21 protein-coding genes, 1 tRNA gene and 1 pseudogene are annotated in these 22,285 nt (G+C 34.4%); 5 read left to right on the plus strand and 18 right to left on the minus strand.

What is annotated here, in order from left to right; genetic code table 11:
• Positions 1-69: 69 nt before the first annotated feature.
• From CACET_RS10490 to CACET_RS10505, 4 genes are all read right to left on the minus strand, one after another.
• Entirely contained in the window at positions 70-3,711 is a 3,642-nt protein-coding gene (locus tag CACET_RS10490) for a hypothetical protein (protein ID WP_044825094.1), read from the minus strand.
• The gene (locus tag CACET_RS10495; RefSeq protein ID WP_044825093.1) at positions 3,704-4,633 is read right to left on the minus strand and encodes a DUF4007 family protein; all 930 of its coding nucleotides are present in this window, start codon (positions 4,631-4,633) and stop codon (positions 3,704-3,706) included. Before CACET_RS10495 ends, CACET_RS10490 begins: the two co-directional genes overlap by 8 nt.
• 1 nt (position 4,634) lies before the next feature.
• Positions 4,635-6,362, minus strand: coding sequence for a phosphoadenosine phosphosulfate reductase domain-containing protein (locus CACET_RS10500; RefSeq protein WP_044825092.1), 1,728 nt, complete (start codon positions 6,360-6,362; stop codon positions 4,635-4,637).
• Positions 6,363-6,481: 119 nt separating this feature from the next.
• The gene (locus tag CACET_RS10505) at positions 6,482-7,294 is read right to left on the minus strand and encodes a hypothetical protein (RefSeq protein ID WP_044825091.1); all 813 of its coding nucleotides are present in this window, start codon (positions 7,292-7,294) and stop codon (positions 6,482-6,484) included.
• 166 nt (positions 7,295-7,460) lie between these two features.
• Here CACET_RS10505 and CACET_RS10510 point away from each other — a divergent pair, with 166 nt between their 5' ends.
• The 5 genes from CACET_RS10510 to CACET_RS21310 all read left to right on the plus strand — a co-directional run bounded on the left by CACET_RS10510 (position 7,461) and on the right by CACET_RS21310 (position 9,685).
• The gene (locus CACET_RS10510) at positions 7,461-7,811 is read left to right on the plus strand and encodes a helix-turn-helix domain-containing protein (protein WP_044825090.1); all 351 of its coding nucleotides are present in this window, start codon (positions 7,461-7,463) and stop codon (positions 7,809-7,811) included.
• Positions 7,812-8,045: 234 nt separating this feature from the next.
• Entirely contained in the window at positions 8,046-8,276 is a 231-nt protein-coding gene (locus CACET_RS20165) for a hypothetical protein (RefSeq protein ID WP_144414759.1), read from the plus strand.
• A gap of 12 nt (positions 8,277-8,288) precedes the next feature.
• Complete coding sequence (gene tnpA / locus CACET_RS10515) at positions 8,289-8,627, plus strand: IS66 family insertion sequence element accessory protein TnpA (RefSeq protein ID WP_044825089.1); 339 nt, start codon at positions 8,289-8,291, stop codon at positions 8,625-8,627.
• Between the two features lie 179 nt (positions 8,628-8,806).
• On the plus strand, positions 8,807-8,947 hold the full coding sequence (locus CACET_RS20485; protein WP_158386035.1) for a hypothetical protein: 141 nt from the start codon (positions 8,807-8,809) through the stop codon (positions 8,945-8,947).
• A 483-nt stretch (positions 8,948-9,430) separates the two neighbouring features.
• Complete coding sequence (locus CACET_RS21310) at positions 9,431-9,685, plus strand: tyrosine-type recombinase/integrase (RefSeq protein WP_423229897.1); 255 nt, start codon at positions 9,431-9,433, stop codon at positions 9,683-9,685.
• A gap of 30 nt (positions 9,686-9,715) precedes the next feature.
• Here the strand turns inward: CACET_RS21310 and tnpA (CACET_RS21315) are convergent.
• The 14 genes and pseudogenes from tnpA (CACET_RS21315) to CACET_RS10585 all read right to left on the minus strand — a co-directional run.
• Positions 9,716-9,904, minus strand: a pseudogene (gene tnpA, locus CACET_RS21315) (IS66 family insertion sequence element accessory protein TnpA); the annotation flags it as partial.
• 210 nt (positions 9,905-10,114) lie between these two features.
• Positions 10,115-10,191, minus strand: a tRNA-Pro gene (locus CACET_RS10525).
• A 431-nt stretch (positions 10,192-10,622) separates the two neighbouring features.
• Complete coding sequence (gene spoIVA / locus CACET_RS10530; RefSeq protein ID WP_044825087.1) at positions 10,623-12,101, minus strand: stage IV sporulation protein A; 1,479 nt, start codon at positions 12,099-12,101, stop codon at positions 10,623-10,625.
• A gap of 503 nt (positions 12,102-12,604) precedes the next feature.
• A complete protein-coding gene (ric, locus tag CACET_RS10535) occupies positions 12,605-13,306 on the minus strand; it encodes an iron-sulfur cluster repair di-iron protein (RefSeq protein ID WP_044825086.1) in 702 nt (233 codons plus the stop codon).
• A gap of 437 nt (positions 13,307-13,743) precedes the next feature.
• Positions 13,744-14,778 carry an NAD(P)H-dependent glycerol-3-phosphate dehydrogenase gene (locus tag CACET_RS10540; RefSeq protein ID WP_044825085.1) on the minus strand — a complete coding sequence of 345 codons (1,035 nt, stop codon included), beginning with the start codon at positions 14,776-14,778 and terminating at the stop codon, positions 13,744-13,746.
• A 16-nt stretch (positions 14,779-14,794) separates the two neighbouring features.
• Positions 14,795-15,382 carry a glycerol-3-phosphate 1-O-acyltransferase PlsY gene (plsY, locus tag CACET_RS10545; protein WP_242846935.1) on the minus strand — a complete coding sequence of 196 codons (588 nt, stop codon included), beginning with the start codon at positions 15,380-15,382 and terminating at the stop codon, positions 14,795-14,797.
• Positions 15,383-16,708 carry a ribosome biogenesis GTPase Der gene (gene der, locus CACET_RS10550; protein WP_044825084.1) on the minus strand — a complete coding sequence of 442 codons (1,326 nt, stop codon included), beginning with the start codon at positions 16,706-16,708 and terminating at the stop codon, positions 15,383-15,385.
• 21 nt (positions 16,709-16,729) lie between these two features.
• The gene (locus CACET_RS10555) at positions 16,730-18,133 is read right to left on the minus strand and encodes a DUF512 domain-containing protein (RefSeq protein WP_242849903.1); all 1,404 of its coding nucleotides are present in this window, start codon (positions 18,131-18,133) and stop codon (positions 16,730-16,732) included.
• Between the two features lie 40 nt (positions 18,134-18,173).
• Complete coding sequence (locus CACET_RS10560; protein WP_044825083.1) at positions 18,174-18,632, minus strand: DUF3189 family protein; 459 nt, start codon at positions 18,630-18,632, stop codon at positions 18,174-18,176.
• 27 nt (positions 18,633-18,659) lie between these two features.
• Positions 18,660-18,926, minus strand: a complete 267-nt coding sequence (locus CACET_RS10565; RefSeq protein ID WP_044825082.1) for a DUF3189 family protein — start codon at positions 18,924-18,926, stop codon at positions 18,660-18,662.
• Positions 18,927-18,935: 9 nt separating this feature from the next.
• The gene (locus CACET_RS10570; protein WP_044825081.1) at positions 18,936-19,127 is read right to left on the minus strand and encodes a capping complex subunit for YIEGIA; all 192 of its coding nucleotides are present in this window, start codon (positions 19,125-19,127) and stop codon (positions 18,936-18,938) included.
• Between the two features lie 37 nt (positions 19,128-19,164).
• The gene (locus CACET_RS10575) at positions 19,165-20,091 is read right to left on the minus strand and encodes a YIEGIA family protein (RefSeq protein WP_052661456.1); all 927 of its coding nucleotides are present in this window, start codon (positions 20,089-20,091) and stop codon (positions 19,165-19,167) included.
• 13 nt (positions 20,092-20,104) lie between these two features.
• Entirely contained in the window at positions 20,105-21,295 is a 1,191-nt protein-coding gene (gene spoIIP / locus CACET_RS10580) for a stage II sporulation protein P (RefSeq protein WP_052661455.1), read from the minus strand.
• A complete protein-coding gene (locus CACET_RS10585; protein WP_044825079.1) occupies positions 21,285-22,007 on the minus strand; it encodes a YphA family membrane protein in 723 nt (240 codons plus the stop codon). The genes spoIIP and CACET_RS10585 overlap by 11 nt, the downstream gene beginning before the upstream one ends.
• Positions 22,008-22,285: the final 278 nt, after the last annotated feature.

The following is a 22,285-nucleotide window of genomic DNA, read 5'->3' on the forward strand; positions in this document are numbered from 1 at the left end:
CTAAAACGCAAAAAGCTTATAACTAAATAATAACATTTTAGTCATAAGCTTTCAAATACTTAACATTATTTAACAACATTTTTCAAAAATTTCTAACAATATCTGCCTTTTTTCGTTAGTATCTACTACAGTTCCATAATCATTAAGGATACTTTCTATTTCATTATAAAGTAACTTTCCTTTATTTGAAACTTCTTGTTTCACAATAGACTTAGTCTTCTCTTCACCCTCTAAATAAAAGGAGACTTTGTAAGACATTTGGTCAATTTCTTCTACTCCTTTTTGTTGTAGTTCTTTACTAAAAGCTTCTATATTCCCTTTGAAGAGTTTAACTCGTTCAATAAATAGAGACACCTTCTTGTCGTCCCAATCATCTATCCTTAAACCAGTGATCAGTTTAGCAATTTTTTCAATAAACTCATAATGATTGTTACTTATTCTTTGTACTTCCTTAAGGAATTGATCTTCTCCTTGACTAAACAAATTTTCCTTTACTAACTGATCTAAACCCTCATACCAATCTTTCATAATAGAGCTTAAAGAAGCTTCAGTCTTTTCTTCATTAGAAAAGATTACTTTTAAGTCATTTGCTAATATATTAATTAGCTCTTCTTTTGTACCATCCATGGCTTCTTTTATTTCTATAATATCAGTTAAAACAGCTGTAGAAAATTCTCCATAGCAAAAAATATCAAATATCCTACTAAATAAGAAATCACGTGAATTCATCCTTGTACCCTTTAACGTATTTCTTAGTCGCAGTATTTTTCTATCTACTTTATTAAAACTCTCGCTCCCAAGATACTTTTGTGTATGTTCTTTTGTATATTTAGGTAAAGCTAGAAACCAACGGTGTATTGCTCTAAAAACATATTCGAAAGTATTATACTCTTTTTCACTAGGCTCTATATAATCATAAAACAAACCTTCTAGATGTTGGATATAGCTTTCTTTTTCTTCATCCCAGTTTTCTAAATATACTTCAAACTCTTCGGGTTTTTCATTTATATCATCTAGTAGTTGTCCCTTAATATCCATCTCCTGTCCATTTCTCACTATAACTGTATACCTTTTCAATTCACGTAAAACCACTGCCAGATAGATAGGTATAATCCCCTTCTTAAGTCCCATGTGATACTCAGGTTTGATAAGCTTCTCATATAGCTCACTAAAAGGCTTCACTCCTTCATTTGAAGTGCTAATGATAAAACTACGAATGGAATCTAAGACCTTCTGCATCTTAGGGTCTAACCCTTTAGTACATAAGTAAGCATTTTCGTCTTCTTCTTTTAAAATCCCCGGTACCACTAAAGTAGATTGCATGATACTTACATCTAATCCATAGCCAACAAGTCCTAATCGAGGTGTAATTGAATTTCTCAGCAAACCATCTAATACTTTTCTGCGATTGCTGATTGCAGTGATTGTAGGCATATTTTTATTGATTAACTCGTTAACAATGATCGGAGTATCGCTATAAATAGTTTCGCATATTCTTGAGATCAAACGAGTTAGTAGTGCTTTTCGATTGATATTCTGTACTTTTCCTTGGTAATAGTAGGTTGAAGCTTTTAACTCAGGCCTTAAGAAACCATCAATATAATATTGAATTTGATGCCTTATATCCTCTAAGTAGACACTTAACTCCTCATGCAGAAGTTTATCCTGTTCCTCATGTTTGTTCTTACCGATTAAAAATTCTATAGCATCATGCTGTCGAAGTAAATCCTCTAGATTTGTATTTTCTTTTGGCAAAACAAATACTGCTCTATCGTGATTTATACTTGGGATGACTGTCTCAGCGTCATTTCTACTATTATCTTTTTCTAAAATAACAGCATATACTACACCATCAGCAGTCTTACTTTGTATCTTTTTATTCCAATCTCGTGTTTCCATCAATTCTCGATATTCAATGAATTCAAAATCAAAATATCGAATGATTTCATACTCATCATTGTATCCTGCTGCATAAATATAGCTGTCATCGACTAGCTTATTTAACGTTCCTCTGCTGCTAAATAGGTTTTTTCGTTTTTCTATGGTATCAGCTATATCAGCGCTAATATCCATATCTGTAGCATTAGCAAATTCTAAATAACCTTTACTCTTAATAAAATATAGGACTTTTTGATCGATTAACTTGCCAACTACTTCTTTAATTCTTGCAGCTTCAGTGTCATTGCTGAATAGTAATTGTAGTACTTCAACTTTAGGAGGAAGTTTTTGAAACTCTCCGACTATATTAATCAGACCCAAGGTCTTAACAATTGCCTCTTCTATTTCTTCACCATCACTCAATTTTTTCAATGCAGTGGTTGTTTCTCTCCATATTTGATAAATTTCTGATACATAGTTTTCTTTCTTAAATAGAGGCTCAAAGTAATTATAAATGTAATCTGGTGTCATAATAGGAAATTCTGCTTTGTTGTATTGAAGAAAATATCCTAAAGTATTTATATCCTTAGTAGATAAAAATGTAAAGATTGTTCGTTCATTTTGTGCTACCTTTTCTGAAACCTTAGGTAGGATATATGTTGTGATAGGATGTAGCGGGTAGGTACCATAAACAACATAATCCTCTAAAGCTCCTCCTAACTCAGAGAAAATACCACTTCGACTAGTATCTAATATCATTTGGTTGAAGTCATCATCATGTCTATCTATAAACTGTTCCCATTGTTTTTCTTCTTTTAAAATTACATGGGACATGATCTCATAGGTTTGGCTTTCAAGGTGACTAATCTCAATTGGTTTATATCTATCACCTACAGCCTTCCAAGCATCTATTTTCTCTTTTGGAAGCTTATCTACGTAGTTGCTAATGTTTTTATGAGATATAAGTAGAATATGAAGTTGCTCTTCCCCGCTTCTATTACATTTTTCTGCAAAATCCTGTAAAAGCTTTATTTCCATTGCAGAGTTTCTATCAATACTACCTTCTAAAAATTTACTGAATTCATCATAAATCACATAGAGACCTTTATACCCTTTTCCTTGTATCTTACTTGCAACATCTCCATATAACTCAACGATATCAATCCCCTGTAGTGGATTGAATTCTCCTCCCGAAGTTAGCTGTGGATAAAGCTCAAGAAATTCATTATAAACATCTTGATTATATTTGTGTAATTGATTGACGAACTCTTCACTTGATGTATGAATGAGTTCATTAAACTTTTCATAGGTATCGGTGTAATCCTTTTTCCATAGTTCAATCATTTCTATAGCTGCATTAAAGTATGTATCAGGCATAATCCCATCAAGTTCTTCACTTTTAAGTGCATTTTTTAACCCCAATAATAAAGATTGAGTTAAATTTAAGCTTGTCCCCGATACAACTACTGGCAACACCTTTTCTTGGTCTGCTATTACTCTTTCTGCTAGATGATATAAGTCATCATTGTAATTTTTAAGTTTGCTAAGCAAACTAGCAAATATGTCTCTATCTTTGTAATATAACAACCCCATAATTACCAAGACTAAATGTGATTTTCCTTTGCCGTAAGGCCCAACTAATAACCTAGCCCTATCGCTTGATGATGAATTCAAGCTTAACAATATATCTTCCATAATTTCAATAGCACTGGTTGTAGCTATATAGTTTTTGATTTTTTCAATGTTTTCCATATCATACTTTAGATTGATAGAATATTGAAATCCCGGAGCAGTATGGATAAAGTCTGATAAATAATGTTGGTTTCTACTCATTTTCTTCCCTCAATCCCACTAAATTTAATTCTTCATAATATGTTGTTAATATATCCATTGGCTTCATATCTGTATTTAACTTAATAACATCTAAGCCAGCAGTACGAACCACTTTTAAATAACCCATTTCCTGCAATCTATCAAGATAATAATTAAGAACATTTAGATCCATAACAAATGTTTTGCCAATATTGCATTTATCACTTAATAGATTTGCTATCTTAATTTCCTTTGCACTATTCTTATTCTCTTTCTTTTGATATTGATCTACTATCACTGCTAAGATCACTAGAGGATGAATCATATCTTTTCTTAAAACTACCTTTTTATAGATTTTCTTTTTCTCGTCTACTATATCTAAAATTCCTAAAATTCCCAAAGGAGAATCAATTGTATTTTCTGGTGATACTCGTTCTGGATGCATTTTTTTTCTTGAAATATATGTGTGAAGTAAGCAATTGAAATCATCTTCTAGTGAACTCTGTGCCACTGGTGTTCCTTCTAAATTGTATTTAACATATCCATCTATGGATAGAATGAAATCGTCCTTAGTAAACTCTCTAATATTGAATTCATTAAAAAACCAATACCATGTAGTGGCTAGTTCTTGATTAGAAGACAGCAAATAATGTATAAACCATAGTGTACCATCTTCTTCCATGTACTTATCATAATTCCATATAAGTTTTGCAAAATCAGTAAACTCTTGATATCTAGTGTTTCCATCCCTTTTTTCATCGGTTAAGCCCACTGCCTGCATCCAATATCGCAAAGCCTTTACCATATTAGTTCCTATCCCTAATACATCTGTTGGTTTATTTTCTTTATCAACAAATACCTGAGGATTTATGTCTACTTGCTTTAATCCTTTATACAACCAACCTTTTCTTATGAAAAAGGTTTCATGACCTCGAAATTTCACTTTATGCGTCCCCCTTTTTAGTAGCCGAGGAATATAAATATTTCCCCATTAAACAACCATATTCAAGATGTTTGCTAGTAACGCACATTTTACACTTGGTGCATTTATTTTCATCTATCTTATAACCGTTGTTTGATACAGTTATGGCATTAAACATACATACAGTCTCACAACTAAGACATTTTCGACAAGCATTATACTTTCGAACTTGATATCCTATCATCCGCTGGAGATCATCATGTTTTTTTACATTTAAAGTTTTAATTTTCACTGAAAAATCATACTTATCGCTTTTTGTCTGTATAGAAATAATTGGAATATTTGTTTTAACGTCTAATACTAGAACTTCATTTAATAATTTGCTCCCCATTTCCTTTGAAACCTTGCCGAAAGGCACAAAAAGATTGAAAAACTCATCCGTTACTTGGGCTTTTAACTGATATATTTTAGCATTTTCTTCAGTAGTACAATTCTTTGAAACGATTTTCACATCATCTGCTGCCTTAATACCATATCCACCTTGTCGAGCCTTCCAATTTCCACTATCTACATAGTTTTCGGCATCCGGTTTTCCTATTTTTCTTGCGAAATCAACTAAGTAATTCCTCCACTTTTGTACTTCTTCTGCCATATAAATCCTAGCTAGAAAATGAGAACGGGCACTGTTATTAGGACAACACCAACATCCTACACGATCGTATCCTAGTCGATAAGCATCATTAAAGTCTATTTTTTCTGCTAATATGTATAACCAAATATCAATATCTTTCCAATAAAAAATAGGCGATGCTACTTTTTGTTTTTTTATTTTAGGACTATCATAAATTCTATCATACTTACTTCTACTAACAGATTCGAATTTACGGATTCCATAAAATGTTAGGATAAATTGCTCTTTAAACATTGCATTAATTCGTCTATTGATAGGGCCTGTTTTAAACATCGTACAGCACCACCTCATTACACGACTAGGTGGTCCAATTTCATTACATACTTCATAAAAATCTTGTTCTTTATTTTTTGCATCCCTAATAATTGTTAGAGGATTTTCCGTCTTGAACCGTTTTACATACTCTAAAGTTAGCGGAAATTCTAAAGTTGTGTCCCCAAAAATATGAACAACTTCTGGATTACTTAATGCCTTTATCACTAAATCCGAAACGACTGTAGAATCCTTACCACCCGAAAAGGATACGATAATCTGATCATCGTTGTAGTTCTTCCGAGCTTCATGTATGAAGCTATGAGCTTCTTCTTTTAAATAATGTAGTCTTTCTTTGTTGGCTCTTACAAAAGTATCTGCAAATTTTATAAATTCACTATATGTACTGTTATTTGCTTTTTTGTGCTTTTCAATAACTTTTAGTAATCTAATGCCATCAGCTTCCTTCATTTTTTTTGAAGAAATACTTTCTTTTTCCCCATCTATAAAATAACAGTTAGCAATACTCCATACTGAGTTATCTTTGTACTTCAAAGGTGTTCCTTTTAGAGATTCTAGTAGTAATCTTTCCTCAGGAAATACTGGTTTTAAATCCTGACTTAAATAACTTATTTCACTTCTACATAAAGGGCATTCTTCTCTATTTATGGAATCTATTTCTTTTATTATAGGAACTTTACAATCACGGCACCAATATATCTCTGTAGGGATATCAAACTGTGTTTCTGCACTACAGTCTGGACATTTTTCTTCATTTACTCGCTTCTTACATTTATCACACCACATAATACCCCTCCATATCATCTGTCCTTTGTATATTATAGCATAAGGAGGGCATTATTTGAATGGAGTTTTCGAAACGTATGTTCTTTTTCGTGTTCTTATTCAATCTTAGAGTTGCTAATCTAACCCGTTGAGCATTCACATGGTAATACTCCCTCATCAGGCAATTCTTTTCTTACTAAAGCCCAGAATTTTTGCCAATGTATTTTTTCTGTAGGAACTATACCTAAACAATGCATTCTTCTAAACTTTGATTCTATATCTTCTAAGTATATACCGTTTAAAATGGAATACCCTATACTTTCTTCTGCTTTTTTCGCCTTATCCCACAAATCGCGCCTCAAACAATACACAATGTACCATTGTTGTCGTCCAGCATTTAAACATCCCATACAATTAGCATGTTTGAAAATCTCATATGTTTGTGGTCTATTTATTTGTATTTCTTCAGTACTTTTAATAGTTCTATTCCAGAGAGCTAGTGGATAATCTGATTGGTATCCCCATGACAATAATATCCCTATTCTTCTTTGTATCCGTTTAATCTCTTCTTTATCAAATCCATAGATTATTTTCACATCTTGTCTAGTTTCAAATGGTTTAGAAGGAAAATTGTTAGATAACCATTTTTTGAAAGGCATTACTTTCAATCGATTAGTACATAATGCACTTCCTCTTCCGACTTTGAAAGCACCAATCTCCATACAAATGTCTAATGGCCCTTTAACTCTCCAACCATTCATATTTGCATATGTAATTTCAATTTCTAAATAATTAGCTACTTCTTTTTTGAATCGCTTAATATCTTCATGCTCAACATCTGCACTTATATTATGATTTAGTAAGATTACATTATTTTTCCCATATTTTCTTACGGTTTCGATTGCTGCTATGGCTGAGGAATGTCCACCTGAAAAACATACTACATATTTCATAAAATCCCTCCTAATAATTTAATAAGAACACAATATGTATTATTTATCCTTAAGCATATCGCACAATATGTGTTTTTGCAAGTATTTTTTCACTTATTGTGTTTTTAGTATTAATAAAAGACTTATTGTGTTAATATTTATCTATAATTATGAGAGGGTGGTTGCGGTGTTTGGTAAACGGCTTAAAATCATTAGAACTGAAAAAGGTTTACTCCAGAAGGACCTAGCTGAACTTTTGAATGTCTCTCCTAGTACTATAGGTATGTACGAGCGAGACCAAAGGGATCCTGATACCAATACACTTAAATTTCTTGCAGAGCATTTTAATGTTTCTATCGATTGGCTACTAGGCCTTTCGGATATAACTACACCTTATTCAAAAAAAAATGATACACAAGAACATGCATATCATAAATTTAGCTATACTAACCTATCTGATGAAGACAAAGCTAAAGTTAAAGAGTATATTAAATTACTTCATTACAAAGATAGATTAATAGACGATAGCTGTGAATGATTTGCATATCTCCAGCTTGCTATTTCACGAATAGTCTAGTGTGAGTTTTTACTAAGATCAACTTATTAGTGTAGTTGTTTCCACATGAGCCGTTTATCTCATTAGTTTATTCTATCATCAATATGTATATCATATTATATTATTCAATAGTCTTAAAATATTGGAATATAGGGAACTAAAGATTGTATAGTAACCTTCTATACTTTTCTATAGTTCCCTATAACTTTTGGATAGGTGGCAAGTGGATGGCAACTGACATTTTTAAACCTCTGTAGTCATAATTATTACGGAGGTTTTTGTAAATCTGGGTATATTACTTTAAACCTGCAGATTCGAAGTCGGTTTTATGGCTTTTCAGAGATTTTTACATATTTTCAACAGCTTCTATTTTTAGTAAGTGCCAAAGAATTTCCGCCTAGTATTGTACCAGGAAGTTTTGCTAGAATAACAGATAATAAGCAGTAGGAGGTATCTGTTATGACAAATGAAACGCTGGACATTGACTGGGAAGATATTTTAGATAAATTCTCTTCTCATGAAGGGACCATCAAAGCTTTTTGTGAAGAGAATAATATAGGTATTCATCAGCTGTATTATCGGAGAAAAAAGCTAGAAAACAATAATACTCCTGTATTTCATGCTGTTAGTTTTAAAGATACGGAAGCTGATGAGGCTGTAAATCAAGAAAGTACCCCATCTAATCCTTCCCCAACGGCAACTATAAAAATTGAAATAGGCAAAGCTAAGATATATATACCAAGCAATGACAAGGTATCTCTATCTAATGTTTTTAAGGAAATTATAGCATTATGCTAAATATAGATAAAGTGGATAAGGTATATTTGGCTTATGCCGAAAAAATAATTATACCGAAGTTTTAGTAACAGCTGTGTATAGTCTATATTTCAGAGTGAAAATTTCGGTATAACTTTCTTGTATTTCAGGATGCTTTTTGAGAACCTAACTTTAACATTAATAATTAGGAGGTACTCAAAATGAAAACCAAGAAGCCATTGAATGAACTGGTTGCGATGATTTTAGATGAAATGGAAAATGCGCAATTCAGTGAGGAAACCCGCCGTCAATACAGAGATGTATATAGAAGGCTGCAGAAACTAGCTAATATCAGACAGTAAATGTTTTACACAAAACAACTAGGGAAGGCATTTGTTGAAGATTGTAATTATATTGGCACTGACAAGTTCAGCCATCATAGATTCTATTTTCATAAACGATGTGTACATATATTGGAGACTCTGATTTATACAGGTCTTGTAGATTGGTCTAAATGTTCATCTAATGAAACCAGACATTCCTTCGGAGTGCCTCTCTTTGAGGGCATTTATACCGATTACATTATGTTCCTAAAAGAGGAAGGGATGAAACCAAGCACTCTGTGTACTTATGGCAGGACTGTTGCCTATTTCTTGAACTATATTGAAACAAAAGGGTATAAATCCATTGAGGATTTATGTCGCGGTGATGTGACAGATTTTATTTTAGCTATGTGCAAGGAACGTTGGCATCCCAAATGTCTGGGATCATATATTCCAGGAATGAAGAAATTCTTAGCTATGTCTAAAACAAGTAGTATATTCATAAGAGAACTCCCTTCCTATATGCCACGGAAGAAAGATATCATTGAAGTTTATAGCGACAAGGAGCATGAACAGCTCATAAATTATCTGAACAAGTCCGATATTTCCAAAAGGGATAAAGCAATTTGCCTACTGTCAATAGAAACTGGACTAAGAGCGATAGATATTAGCAATCTTAAACTGGACGATGTTGATTGGAAGAATGAAGTCATTCATTTGGTGCAGGAAAAAACCAACCATGCCATAGACATTCCTCTCAGACCTTCCTACCGTTGAAGAAAAATCCTGGGAAATTGAAACACTGGCAAATTCAAATCCAGAAGAAACCAAGTTGTCTGAAGTAGTGCTGGATGCTTCGTTAAAATTCCTTATCCAGTAGCTAAAGGTGCTGGTCTTAAGACCATTTTTCTCACACCATGCTTTCTGTGTAAGACCGCTTAATTTATAGTCCTCAACACGATTAATCCAAATTTCTCTGTTTTCCTTTAATTTCATAAAAAACAAACACCTCCGATTTATATCTTTGGTGTATTATCTCATGATCCTAGTATTGAAATCTATATGGGTTGCATTTGACAGATACGACATTCGCAGTTATATTTTCAGTTAATATATTAAGTAGAGGTGGTGGCTTCCTTTGACATTAGGTTAAAGTTATTTATAACACAAAAAAAACTATCTAAATTTTAGATAGTTGAATATACATGGTCGGAGCGACAGGACTTGAACCTGCGGCCTCATGACCCCCAGTCATGCGTTCTACCAAACTGAACTACGCCCCGAATTAACAAAACATACTGACTATACCCTTATATGGCGCGCTACCAAACTGCGCCACAGCCAGATAACATTTATTTAATTACCTTATACATTGTAAGACAATTTTTAACTATTGTCAAGTAGTTTTAATTTGTACTTATCCTCCTGAAATCAATAAGTAAATCTTAAAATCTAGTCATCACTTAGATAAAATCTTTAGGAAGATTTAGCTTGAGTTAATGCCTTTATCTATATAGTAAGTATATGCCTTTTTTCTTCTCTTCATACATAAAAATATAGGGGTATGTGCTTACACCCCTATTTTATCTTTTTATACCCTATATCATTTTAGAACAAAGTCTTCCTTTGGAAGATTTAAAGGATGACTTTGTTGAAACCAATAACGGAAATTATAACTTATCCATAATTTATAAAGTTTATAATTTCCTATTGGTTATAAAATAATAGCTATAAAGCCTCCATTTCCTTCATTGATAATTTTCTGCAGGGTTTTTTGTAGTTTTATTCTAGTATCATCTGGCATCGTTTGAAGTTTGCTTTGTAATTGTTCTTTCACCATATCATGAAGAGATTTGCCAAACATGTTTGTTTCCCATATTTTTTCTGGACTTTGTTCAAATTCATCCAGTAAATATTTTACCAGCTCTTCACTCTGCTTTTCTGTACCTACTATTGGAGAAACCTCTGTTGCTATATCAGCTCTAATAAAGTGCAGAGAAGGTGCGTTTGCTCTTAACTTTACACCGAATTGATTGCCATGTTTAAATATTTCCGGTTGTTCTAAGGCTAACTCCTCTAAGGCTGGTGGTACAAGCCCATACCCTATAGCCTTCACATCCTCCAATGCCTTTTCTACTCGATCATACTCTCGTTTTGCCTTTGCCAGTTCTGTAATCAAACCAATCAGCTGATGATCCCCTGCAATATCATAACCTGTTTTTTCACCTAGGATTTTATAAAACAAGTTATCATCTGTAGTTAATTCAATTAAAGCAGAGCCTTCTCCCATTTTAATATTTTCAAGAGAAACCTTCTTGATGTTTTCAATCCCTTTCAAGCTGGCTATCATGGTTTCTACGTTTTTGATTCTTCTTGTTTCGCTAGCAATCTCCCTAATGCCCTTCATAATAGTAGATTTCAACCAATGACCTGATTCAATACTTTCAACCCATCCAGGCAAATTAAAATTAATCTCTGTAATAGGAAACTCAAATAATACACTTTCTAGAACTTCATGGATATCATTAATGTTCATTGTTGCACAGTCTTTTACTACTACAGAAACCCCATACTTTTCCTGTAGGCTGTCTTTTAATGCCTGTGTTTCTTCTGCTTCTGGGTTTTTACTATTGAGAACAATGGCAAAGGGTTTATCAATTTCCTTTAATTCATTAATAACTCTTTCTTCAGCCTCAAGATAGTTTTCCCTTTCGATATCAGTGATAGAACCATCTGTAGTCACCACTAGGCCGATGGTGGAATGTTCTTGAATAACTTTTTTCGTGCCAATTTCTGCTGCCTCTTCAAAAGGTATTTGCTTTTCAAACCAAGGAGTATTTACCAACCTTGACTGTCCATCCTCTTGATGACCTAAAGCGCCCTTTACTAAATAACCAACACAGTCAATCATCCGCAGTTTAAAGGATGCATTTTCCTTCAAAACTAGTTCAACAGCTTCATTTGGAACAAACTTAGGTTCTGTTGTAGTAATGGTCTTTCCTGAACCACTTTGAGGCAATTCATCCTTTGCTCTTTCTTTTTTATAGGTGTTTTCTATATTAGGTAAAACCAATAGATCCATCACTCTTTTTATTAAAGTAGATTTTCCTGTTCTAACAGGTCCTACAACACCTATGTAAATGTCACCTTGTGTACGTTGCGCTATATCTCTGTAAATATGGTACTTTTCCATCCTATCCCTCCTTATTCATATATAGATAAATAACTATATTTCATACTTTATATAGACATACACCCATGAATTTTAATATACTTAGGACTATGTTTGTAGTCCTTGATTACGTTTTAAAATTAAAGGTAAAACGTAAACGATGGACATTAAAATTCAGCTTTAGAACTGTATACCTATAACATTATAAATATATGACCCTTCAAAAAAAATATGACAATGCAATCTATCTACTACTTTATATTTTTCACAGAGGACATTTATGCTTCTTTTTTATATTTTTTAGAATTTTTCTATAGATAAGCAAGTTCAAACTTCAATTTTGATATACATGGTCTACGTTTCGCCCCAAAACCGTGGGCTGCAAATGTAGCCCTTAGTATATCAAAATTAAGTCCTGATGTTGTTTATCTATATCATTGAACATAAAAAAAAGCGTCTACGACGCTTTCCCTAGGAAACTCTAAGCTTTTTTTAAGGACAGCATAGCTGTCCCTATCAAGAACCTACTTAAATCTCTTAAAAAGAATATTATTCTCTAAATGAATGTGATGAAATAGATCTGATTCTATTGCCTTTAATTTTTCATAGGTTCTAACAAATGAACTACAGGAAGATGCAGGTGTCACATAGCCCTCGGTAATTTTTCTCATTTCTTTTAGTACAACCCCAGCATTATCGTGCTCATCTTCTGTTTCCTGCATCACTTGCATAACTTTTTTTCTCATTTCTTCTATAGGATTGTTCTCGTACGCCTTTATAAGTGGAAAGAGTATTTCTTCCTCTTTGATAAGATGTCCTTCTATCTCCACTTTTAGACTATTAAACAGTTTGTGAAGTTTAGAAAGAAGGTCTCCATGATCAACATAATGAACTCTTAAAATCTTATTTAGCAGTTTCTCTGTGGTAGGCAGTTCCTCCCTCATAAAAGTATGATGTTTGTTCACAATAAAATCAATCAACTCTGATGAGTCCACTTTTCTCCAGTCTATGTCCTCTCTTGTTAGTTGAGTAAATGTATCATAGGCTTTATTTAATTTATCCATTAATTCTTCCTGATGAATGCTTTGCTCTCTAATAGCCACTAACAATGCTCTATCTCCACCACAACAAAAATCTATTTCATATTCCATAAATATATCTGTCGCCTTGGGAAACATAGCCACGATTTCGCCTATCTGCTGGTTTACATCAAATACTTTTTTCATATTGTTTTCCTCCCCTTAATTTGCATCTTTATGCCTATTATATAAGATAAATAAAATTATAGCTGTGATATAAATCAATCATTAGCGTTAACTTAAGCCATAATTTGTCATCCTGAGTGGAGCAAAGTGGAGTCGAAGGATCTTAGTGTTAGTAAAATTCTTGGCTACTCCAAGATCCTTCGCTACCCTCAGGATGACAGTTCAAGAGAATTTTGCTAATAATTGTACTAAGTTAATGCCTATGATAAATCAATATGATTTATATCACACCCATAAAAATCTAGCATATTTGCAATTTTTCTAAAGAAGAATAGTAAATTGCCTATACAATTACTTATTTTTATAGATAAACAACATTAAAGTTTGCGCTTGCTTATCTATAATATCTTTTAAAGAAAAAAAGAACCCCCAAGGGTTCCTTTATGTACTATAAAATTTTACTGCCAATCCACGCTGCTGTCATTTACGATTTCTTCCATTTCGTTTTTTCTATCTCTTGTCATAAGATTGATCACAGCATCCTTTGGATCTCTACCTTCATAAAGAACTTTGTATATTTCTTCTGTTATAGGCATTTCTATGTTATATTTTACAGCCAGCTCATAAGCAACATTTGTGGTGGTGATGCCCTCCACCACCATACCAATTTCCTTTAAGGTTTCTTGTAAACTCTTGCCTTTTCCAATCAAAATTCCTGCGCGGCGATTTCTGCTGTGCATACTTGTACAAGTAACAATTAAGTCTCCAATGCCAGAAAGTCCCGCAAAGGTGGAGATATCTGCTCCCATAGCCTTGCCTAGTCTAGCAATTTCTCTAATACCCCTTGTCATCAAAGCTGCCCTCACATTATCACCAAAACCTAAACCATCAGCTATACCTGCCCCAAAGGCTATCACATTTTTAAGAGCACCGCCTAACTCTACCCCTGCCACATCAGGGTTGGTGTATACGCGAAACTTCGATGTCATAAAGGCATGTTGTACAAACTCTGCAGTATCCTTTTTAAGAGCAGCTGCTACAATAGTGGTAGGCATGTTAATCGCTACCTCTTCTGCATGTGAAGGTCCCGAAAGCATTGCATAAGGTTGGTTTGGCAACATCTCCTCTACCACTTCAGAAATTCTTAACTGCGTTTTTTGTTCAATTCCCTTGGCGGCATTTACAATGACTTGATGAGGTTTTATATGAGGTTGAATAGATTTTAGTACTTCCCGCACTTTCTGCGTAGGTACTGCTAGTAAAATAATGTCCGTATCCTTTACAGCAGCTATACTATCTGTAAATAGTTTAATGCTAGAAGGTATTTTTATCCCTGACAAATATTTTTTATTTTCTCCAGTTGTCAAAATTTCCTGGTATTGTTCTTCTCCCCGCATCCATAGGTTTACAACATGGTCATTGCTGTTAAGAACAAGACTTAAGGCAGTTCCCCAACTTCCAGCACCTAAAACAGCTATAGAAAGCTTCTTCATGGTCTAAGTCTCCCCTCTATTTAACTTTTAATTTCTCAGTTATTTTTCTTTCCGTCCCTTGTCGTAGACGTTGAATATTTTCTCTGTGCTTATAAATTGCCAATACACATAGCATTAAACCAAAAACAAAATAATTCCAACCCTGTGAAACTAAAAGAATAGGGAATAAAGTAATCGCTACAATAGCACCTAAGGAAACATATTTAGATAAAATAAGAATAATAATTCCAATGACAACACATACTAATGCAATTGTAAAATGAATGCTAAGGGCTACTCCTATGGTTGTAGCAATACCTTTACCTCCCTTAAAACCCAATAATATAGGCCAGTTATGTCCTAATACTACAGCAACACCTGCCATCATAGCTAGATTTTCTGAACCAAGTCTCCTAGCTATATAGACCGCCAGTACCCCCTTTAAGCAATCCGCTAAAAGCGTAAAAACTGCTGCTTTATAGCCCAATGTCCTCATCACATTAGTTGTACCGGCATTTCCACTACCATAGTTTCTTATATCAATATTAGCAGACAGCTTTCCAATAATATAGGAAGCAGAAAAGTTTCCTAACATATATGCTATTACTAAAATCAGCAATTGCACTTATTTGTCACCTCCAGCTTTTTCCCTATTGATAAATCTTATTGGGGTCCCTTCAAAACCAAAGTTTTCTCTGATCCTATTCTCCATATATCTTTGATAAGAAAAATGCATTAATTCCTTATCATTAATAAATAGTATGAATGTCGGCGGTCTTACAGAAGCTTGTGTTGCATAAAATATCTTAAGTCGTTTACCCTTATCAGAAGGTGGCTGATTCAATAACATCGCTTCACCAACTACCTCATTTAACGTACCTGTAGGTATCCTCATAGCATGCTGATTTGATACAAATTTGATTTTCTCTAAGACCTTCATGACCCTTTGACCCGTTACAGCAGATACAAATAGTACAGGTGCATATTCGCAGAAGGATAGTTCTTCTCGGATGTTCTTTAGAAAATGATTCATTGTATTGGTCTCTTTTTCGATTAAATCCCACTTGTTGATTACAATAATGAGGCCTTTTCCACTTTCATGACTAAAACCAGCAATTCTTTTGTCTTGTTCTGTAATACCTTCTTCTGCATCCACTACTAATAGACACACATCCGCCCTTTCAATAGCCGCTAAAGATCTTATCACACTGTATCGTTCCACATGTTCTGTTATTTTACTTTTTCTTCTTATACCTGCGGTGTCAATAAAAACATATTCATCTTCTCCGTCAGTAAAAGGTGTATCTATAGCATCCCGAGTGGTTCCCGCAATATCACTGACGATTACCCTGTCTTCTCCTAGTATTTTATTGATGATAGAGGATTTTCCTACATTAGGCTTACCGATGATGGCTACCTTCATTACCTCTTCATCATAATCCTCTGCTCCTTCTTCGGGAAAATGTTTTACAATCTCATCTAATAGATCCCCCATATTTAAGCCCAACGCTGAGGAAATTTCTAGCGGGTCTCCTATACCTAACTCATAAAAATCATAATAATGAGGAGACTGTTCCTTGGTATCTACTTTATTTACAGCCAATACCACCGGCTTTTTAGATTTTCTAAGCATATCTGCAATTTCTCTATCTGAAGAAATCAGTCCTTGTCTGCCATCCACCATAAATACAATAACATCTGCTGTTTCAATGGCTAGCTCCGCCTGCCTACGCATTTGAGCAGGAATGATTTCTTCTGACTCTGGCTCTATACCGCCAGTATCAATCATAGTAAATTTATGATTTAACCATTCTACTTCTGTATAAATTCTATCTCTTGTAACACCGGGTTGGTCCTCCACGATGGCGATTCTTTTTCCAGCAATTTTATTAAAAAATGTTGACTTCCCTACATTAGGTCTTCCAACAACTGCTACAATAGGCTTTGCCATGACCCTTCACCTCATACTTTCTTATGATTTAAAATCTAAAATTTTATCGATTAAAATGCTGCCTTCTACTTCGCAAACCTGTACTTTGGTTTGCAGTTTCCTTTCTAGCTCGCTTATCGTTATATCATCTAAAAACACTTCTTCTTCGGACTTTAACATGGATTCAGGAAGAAGGATCTTCGCTCCTAAGTCCTTGCCCTGTAAATTTTTTAATAGATCAGTAGCAGTAATCAGCCCTGTCACCGACACCTGCCCACCAAAAAATTCATTTTGTATTGCTTCCACCTGAATCGTAAGATTTCCTATCTTTTTCATCATGGCTTGGCAAAGAGCGTTTATTGTTTCATGTACTAATGTTCCCGTAACTAAAGTTACTTTTTGTGGTACCTCTAGCGTCATTTCCTTTAGTTCTTCTAGATGTTGGTAAAATTCCTGCTGAAACTTTGCCACCATCCCCACACCATTTTCTAGCTGTGGAAAACCATCATAGGCCTCATAATGAGGAAAATCCTTCTTTGCTAGTAGGTAAAACTCATCTGATAAATAGACAAAGTTTCTATCCAATTTTTTCAACAGCTTTTTCTGCCAAGACGCTATTTGCTCTATGATCTTTAAGGCAGTTTCCATGTTGAATGCTTCTAAAGGATAGAGTTTCTCCCTATACCTTGTTAATCCCACAGGCACTACCGCAACACTGTTAATAGCATAGCTTAATTCTTCTAAATCCTTAATGGTAGCATCTAAGGCTTCTCCATCATTGACCCCATGGCATAAAACGATTTGACAGTTCATTTCTATGTGATGGTCAGCCAATTTCTTTAGTATTGCCAAAATATTTCCTGCCCTTGGATTATTAAGCATTTTTTCCCTTAAGGCACCGTTAGTAGTATGTACAGATATATTTATAGGGCTAATTCTATATTGTATAATTTTATCTATATCTTCATCCTTCATATTGGTCAAAGTAATATAATTACCATGCAAAAAAGACAGTCTAGAATCATCGTCTTTAAAGTATAGGCTTTTTCTCATATTACTAGGTAACTGATCAATGAAACAAAACATACATTTATTCTTACAGCTCTTGGCTTCATCTATAATAGGATTTTCAAATTCTATTCCCAAATCCTCATCATAATCCTTATCTATTTCGATAATCCACTCTTCTCCATCAGGTTTTTGGATTGCCAATTCTAAGTATTCATCTGATAAATAAAACTTATATTCGATAATATCCTGTATCGTTTCACCATTAATACTTAACAGAAGATCCCCTACTTCGATTTCCACTTCTTCTGCAATACTTCCAGGGACAACTTTACTAATAACATTTTTTGCATTTGATTCCTTCAAAAAAACACCTACTTTAAGTTTTTTAGTACCTGCTACTAAAATTATATCATAATTATATAATTTTACCATCAAATTATATTATCATTTTGGCTTCATAAAGGTCAAGCATCTTTTATGATATTGTTCCCTGCACACTTCTGACCAATTCGGTAAAATAATGATAATTTTTTCGAATACCATAAACGGTAAGGGGTCTTCCTATTGTCACAATGTTTAATCGTCTAGATAGAAAGCCTCCCAGTCTAGTAGAGTTATTTAGTAAAGACGTTACGTTGATAATGACCAAATCCTTTTTATAGCTGCTCATCCACTGACTATAAAGCTCGTAAGCCATTTTTGTATAGTAATTTCGAGCATGTCCCATACCCATAACATAAATCTTATGCCCCTTCCTATCTACCCCCATAGGTAGAGGCTTGCCTATTTCTTCATTTTGTGCTTTATCATAAAAAGGTATGGCCAATATCTCCTCCTTCGTTGGATGGCGATCTATAGGCAAATAACCCATATGAATAGATGCGGTAACAACAGAGGAGTGGGCTCCACCAAAACAACTGTATATAATATTCATGGATAGTTATATACCCCCCTTCAGCGTTTATTTTATATCAATAATTTTTATTTCTTCACCATAAATAGAGGATAAACCCTCCATAACATTTCTGTAGATAGTTAGATTTCTACCTCCATCAGCTATATATACCTCATTTAAATCCTCATCTAAACCTATATAATAGGGTTTTACTTCTCTGTTTATCTCTCTTAATCCCTCATGAGGTATACTATTTTCATCCAATTTTAAATGAAGATATGCAGCTTTGTAGGCTGCATACACATTTTTTTTATAAACATATATTATTTTCATATGGATCACCTAATGTTTCACAATGATATAAGTGCCTCCTTCTAGGTCATGCACCATACCTCTTGTGGTTTTTGAAATCAATAGTGCCATTCTTTCCAGTTGTTCTTCATTTTCTACATAAAATATAGGAGCAGACCCCCCCACTTTATCTTTATGCATTGTAACAACTGCAATAATCAACTCGGTAATACCAATTTCCATTCTTCTTCCTCCCCTTAACATCCCAAGGGATTTTTATTTATTCCTTCATACCAGCCTTTTTTTTCCCAACATAAGAATCTAATGGTTTTCGTTTGGAGGATTCTATGATGGGGGTTCTTCTTACTGCTTCAATGAGATATTCAACGTTAGGCTCCATCGCTACAATTGCCATAACAATGTTTCCATTTTCTGGATTCCTTCTTGCTATAGGTGTAAAGTCAGGTTCGTCTACATCCTTTCTAATCCCCAGTTGAATAGCTGCATTATGTTGTATGGCTTGCCGCTGTCCTATATTAGATAAAACCGCTATAGCATTATCGTCTTTAGGAATAATTTCTACTGCAATACCATTTTTTACAAAAGTTTCTCTTGAATCCTTTAACCCTATGTTCATAATAATTACACCTGCTACGGTTAACAAAGGACCTTCAAAGGTAATTTTGGCTTCTCTTACTTCTGCTATATCATCAATTAGCTTTGTTTCTAGCATTTTATTTAGAGCATTAATCACAATAGCGCCTATAATAATCCCAAGGATTGCTCTAATGAAGATGGAAAGCTGTAATATTTCTCCTATATACATAGCAGTTCCAGTAGCAGTTGCCGTGATAATTGCCATGTAATTTCTAGCTTCAAAGGTTTTTGCTATATCTTCGATATAAGCTGTACCCTTTGGAACTAATTCAGTAGGTTCAATATTATCTAAGCTCTCCCTCTCTAAACTTCTAACATCTCTAAAATGTTGTGCAGCAATAGCCAGAAATGTAACCGCCACATACTCTTTTTCTGTAATGGCTGGAATAACAACAGCTCCCAACCCTGCTGCTATCACACCTAAGGTGAAATGAGATAAATAGGCTTGTGGATAAGTAGGATACTGCCTATAATCTATTTTCATCATATATGTTCTAGCAATTACACCCATGACCATTGAAACAATTATTGTAATAAAGTGTTTATCCAATTACAGCACCCACCTATTTTCTCTTTCTTCTTCCCAAAAAGTTAGCAAACTCCTGCTTAAAATTAGAAAGTTTTGATTTCCATTCATTTCCGCCACTACTTATAAATAGAAAGGCGAAACCTCCTATGGCTATTACAGCGATCAAACCAATGATTCCTACACCAGAACCTGTGTTGCTTTCTTCCACGCCTCCAGTTTCCTGGGGTGTTGGAGCAGCACCTTCCTCATCAGCAGCCTCTTCTTCTATAATTCCTCCAAACAATGCAGTTGTTACAACTTCGGCTAAATAGCCAGCTGCCTTTTCTGCTCTCTGTCTTGTATGCTGATAAGTCCCCATTTCTACTAACATAGCTCTTGGCGTTAAATCTTGATTATAGTCGCCCTTTGCATAGAAAATATCTTTAATCAAACCTGGGCGACTTTCATCGGCTACTGCCTTTACCTGCATGGCTAGCTCTTCATTCGCTTTGAAATTTTGATTACGTCTTCCTATAACTAATCTTACTTTTGAAGCAGGCTCCCCATCTATTTCTGTCAAATATGCCTCTGCCGGTGTAGCATCTCTATGGACATCGATTAAAGTCCCAATTCCTTGATCTCGCATCAGTTGTACTGCTGTTCTTCGAGATCTTTTATAGGCTCCTGCATCATGTGGTTCATGGGAAGTATTATCAAATACACCTTCAACACCATAATTATCAAAACTATTTTTCAGTGTCTCTGCCACCTTCAATATGCCGCCCCCACCTTCAATACTTTCACTACCATCGGTGGGTGTATAGGATTCAGCACTATGGGTTGCATAAATTCCTACACGTCGATCTTGTTCTTCTTCTCCATTTTCTCCCTCTTCTTGAGCCAAAATTAATGCAGCTAATCCTCCCTCTTTTAGGGCTAATTGTACTTTTTGAAGGGCTTCTTTATTAACCTTTGGTAACTGTACCTCCTTAACAAACTCTGCATAGGCTAAATGATTCCTTGTGTTTACCCGTACAACATGATACATTTTGTTATCTCCGCTTAAGTACTGATCTCCTCTTGAAACCTCTCTGGCTGTTTCAAACAACAGTTGATTGTTTTCCGCATCGTAAACTCTATAGTATTTACCATGCTCTCCATACCAGTCATCTCCATGAGCGATTGGAAGGGTAATTAGCATTAGGACTAAGATTATAGCAAGACATAGACTTAATTTACTTTTCATCTTTGTCACCTCTTTTTTCTTCATCATCCTTTTGTGATTTTTTTTCACTTTCACCTAATGTGCTGACAAAATGTCCTTTTTCAAAGTGCATATCTTTTTTTGCTGTTCCCCCCTGTAGTCTTTCTCTGATTTCTCCTATAACCTCTGCTAATAAGACAGCAAAAACTCCTGCAATGACAGTAGTATCTACCCCACCTGCTCCACCAAACCTAGTAGGTGCTGGTATATTATTGATGGCATTGATCACCATCTGTATGACATCTGTAATAACCACCCCAACAACTCCAGCAATGAAAGCAGCTCTTCTAGATCTTCCAAGAACATAGGCAATAATTCCTGCTATCATGGCATAAACATAGTTAGGCTCTATATTCTGTGCCTCTGGTTCTGCAGGAAGTATGTACCTTTGTGTTGCATAAATCACTGCTCCTGCTACAATAGCTGCGATGACAGCTCGCCATCTTTCTTTCCCGGTCTCAGCTTTAATAAACAGATAAATAGCTAGCGCCATGGGAATAACAAATCCTCCTATATTAAAGGACACATTTTCGGTGATATTTATATCCGGCAAAAAAATTGTAGATACAACAATTGCAATGATAATTGCTATTGCTGCTTTGTCACTCAATCTCAGACGATCTAACACTCTTTCTGCTAAACCTGCAAAAATCAGTATAGATACAACGATGAGTAGAATCATTCCTATAGCCATAATTTTTCCTCCTTATAAAATGAAAATAATATTACATTGCTTATTTTTATAATTCCCTTGACAGTATGAAACTATACAGAAGGTTTATCATTGCTTACTATCCTAACAAAAAAAGGAAGATATTTTTCGGTAAAATATCTTCCTTTTTTAAAAGCAAATTTTAAGTTTTCCTTCTACACTGCTACGCAATGGAGACAGTTCCACAGGCACATAAAAAAAGATACGTGTCCGAAGAACTGTCAGACTGGATGATGATTGCCACCCTGAGCGTAGCGAAT

It is taken from the genome of Clostridium aceticum (assembly GCF_001042715.1).
Taxonomy (GTDB): Bacteria; Bacillota; Clostridia; order Peptostreptococcales; family Natronincolaceae; genus Andreesenella; species Andreesenella acetica.